Below are 1,744 nucleotides of genomic sequence, written 5' to 3'. Positions count from 1 at the left end.
GGTGCTCGACGCGCGCGGCTTTGGCGAAGACGACTTCGCGCGCTCGCACCCAGGCGGCGCGCTGGGCCGCAAGCTGCTCACCCACGTGCGCGACGTGATGCGCACTGGCAATGCGGTGCCCGCGGTACGTGAAAGCACGCCGCTGGCCCAGGCCCTGATGGAAATCACCCGCAAGGGCATGGCCATGACCGCCGTGGTGGACCCCGACGGCCGCGCCGTGGGCGTGTTCACCGACGGCGACCTGCGCCGCCTGCTGGAAACGCCGCGCGACTGGAAGACCGTGCCGATCGGCGAGGTCATGCACCGCAACCCCCACACCGTGCATCTCGACAAGCTCGCCGTGGAAGCCGTGCAGATCATGGAAACGAACCGCATCAACCAGTTGCTCGTCGTCGATGACGACGGCCACCTGGCGGGCGCGCTCCACATCCATGATCTGACCCGGGCCAAGGTCATCTGATCAATGCCAGAGTTCCTGTCCAGAATCACCGGCCTGATCATGCGGCTGCTGCCGCTGCTGTTGATGGCGATCGTTGCCGGCAGCACGTTCTGGCTCGTGCAGATCAACTCGCCGCACGAAGCCACGGCGCAGGCACAGGTCAAGCGACACGTCCCTGACTACTATATGGACCGCTTCTCGGCCACGGAACTGGCCGAGGATGGCAACACCAAGATCCGCTTCACCGGCGTGAAGATGGTCCATTTCGAGGACGACCAGACCTACGAGGTGACCACGCCGGCCATGCGCAACTACGAGCCGGATCGCCCGCCGGTTACCGCCAACGCGAATCGCGGCGTGATGAATGCCGAGGGCTCGATCATCGACCTGTACGGCAATGCGTTCATCGTGCGCCAGGCGGGTACCGATGTGTCGAAGGACCCGCGCATGACGGCGGCGTCGCAGTACTTTCAGTTGCTGATCAACGACGACATCGTCAAGACAGACAAGCCCGTGGAACTGACGCGCGGACCGTCGGTAATGAACGCCAACGGCCTGATCTTCAACAACGTCACCCGCGAAGTACAATTGCTGGGTAACGTTCGCGGCACCATCATCATGAATTCGCCGGGGCAGGCCAGTGCCCAGTGACATCGGGATTTGCGCCCCGCCGTCCGCCTGACTGCTGCCTTTCCCTTTCAGCAAAGCCAAAAATGACTGCTTCCCTGACGACATCGTCCTGTCGCCGCACCGCGCCCGCCCTGATGGCGGCCATCGCCGCCATCGGCCTGTTCCTGGCCCAGCCTGCTTTCGCCGAGCGCGCGGACCAGACCAAGCCGCTGGTGCTGGAAGCCGACAACGCCAGCTATGATGACGTCAAGCAGATCTACACGCTGACCGGCAACGTGGTGCTGACCAAGGGCACGATGGTGCTGAAGTCTGACGCCGCCGAACTGCGCACTGACCCCGAGGGTTACCAGTACGCCATCGCCACCTCCAAGCCGGGCCGCCAGGCCTATATCCGCCAGAAACGCGACGGCGTGGACGAGTACATCGACGGCTGGGGCGACCGCATCGAATATGACGGCAAGTCGGAGATCAACAAGCTGATCGGCAATGCACGCGCGGCGCGTGTTTCCGGTGTCGGCGCGAAGATCCTGGACGAAATCCGCGGCGCGGTGATCACGTACGACAGCCGCAACGAGTTCTATACCGCAACCGGCGGCGATAACAACGCGTCCGCCGGGAACCCTTCTGGCCGCGTGCGCGCCGTGCTGTCGCCGCGCGCGAACCCGGCCAGCGCGC

At 64.6% G+C, this 1,744-nt stretch carries 3 protein-coding genes; all 3 read left to right on the top strand.

Annotation, left to right across the window (positions count from 1 at the left end; all coding sequences use genetic code 11):
- A partial coding sequence (locus tag D769_RS00065; protein ID WP_040010797.1) for a CBS domain-containing protein occupies positions 1-460 on the top strand: 460 nt, incomplete at its 5' end.
- Between the two features lie 3 nt (positions 461-463).
- On the top strand, positions 464-1,090 hold the full coding sequence (gene lptC, locus D769_RS00060) for an LPS export ABC transporter periplasmic protein LptC (RefSeq protein ID WP_008640716.1): 627 nt from the start codon (positions 464-466) through the stop codon (positions 1,088-1,090).
- A 62-nt stretch (positions 1,091-1,152) separates the two neighbouring features.
- The coding region (gene lptA, locus D769_RS00055; protein WP_008640714.1) for a lipopolysaccharide transport periplasmic protein LptA at positions 1,153-1,744 on the top strand (592 nt) is incomplete at its 3' end.

It is taken from the genome of Cupriavidus sp. HMR-1, assembly GCF_000319775.1.
Classification (GTDB): Bacteria; Pseudomonadota; Gammaproteobacteria; order Burkholderiales; family Burkholderiaceae; genus Cupriavidus; species Cupriavidus metallidurans.
The sequence above is the reverse complement of the archived record's forward strand: the minus strand, read 5'-3'. Positions and strand labels throughout refer to the sequence as shown.

Coding starts and splice junctions, on each gene's coding strand:
- lptC (WP_008640716.1), top strand. CDS start 464: ATGCCAGAGTTCCTGTCCAGAATCACCGGCCTGATCATGCGGCTGCTG.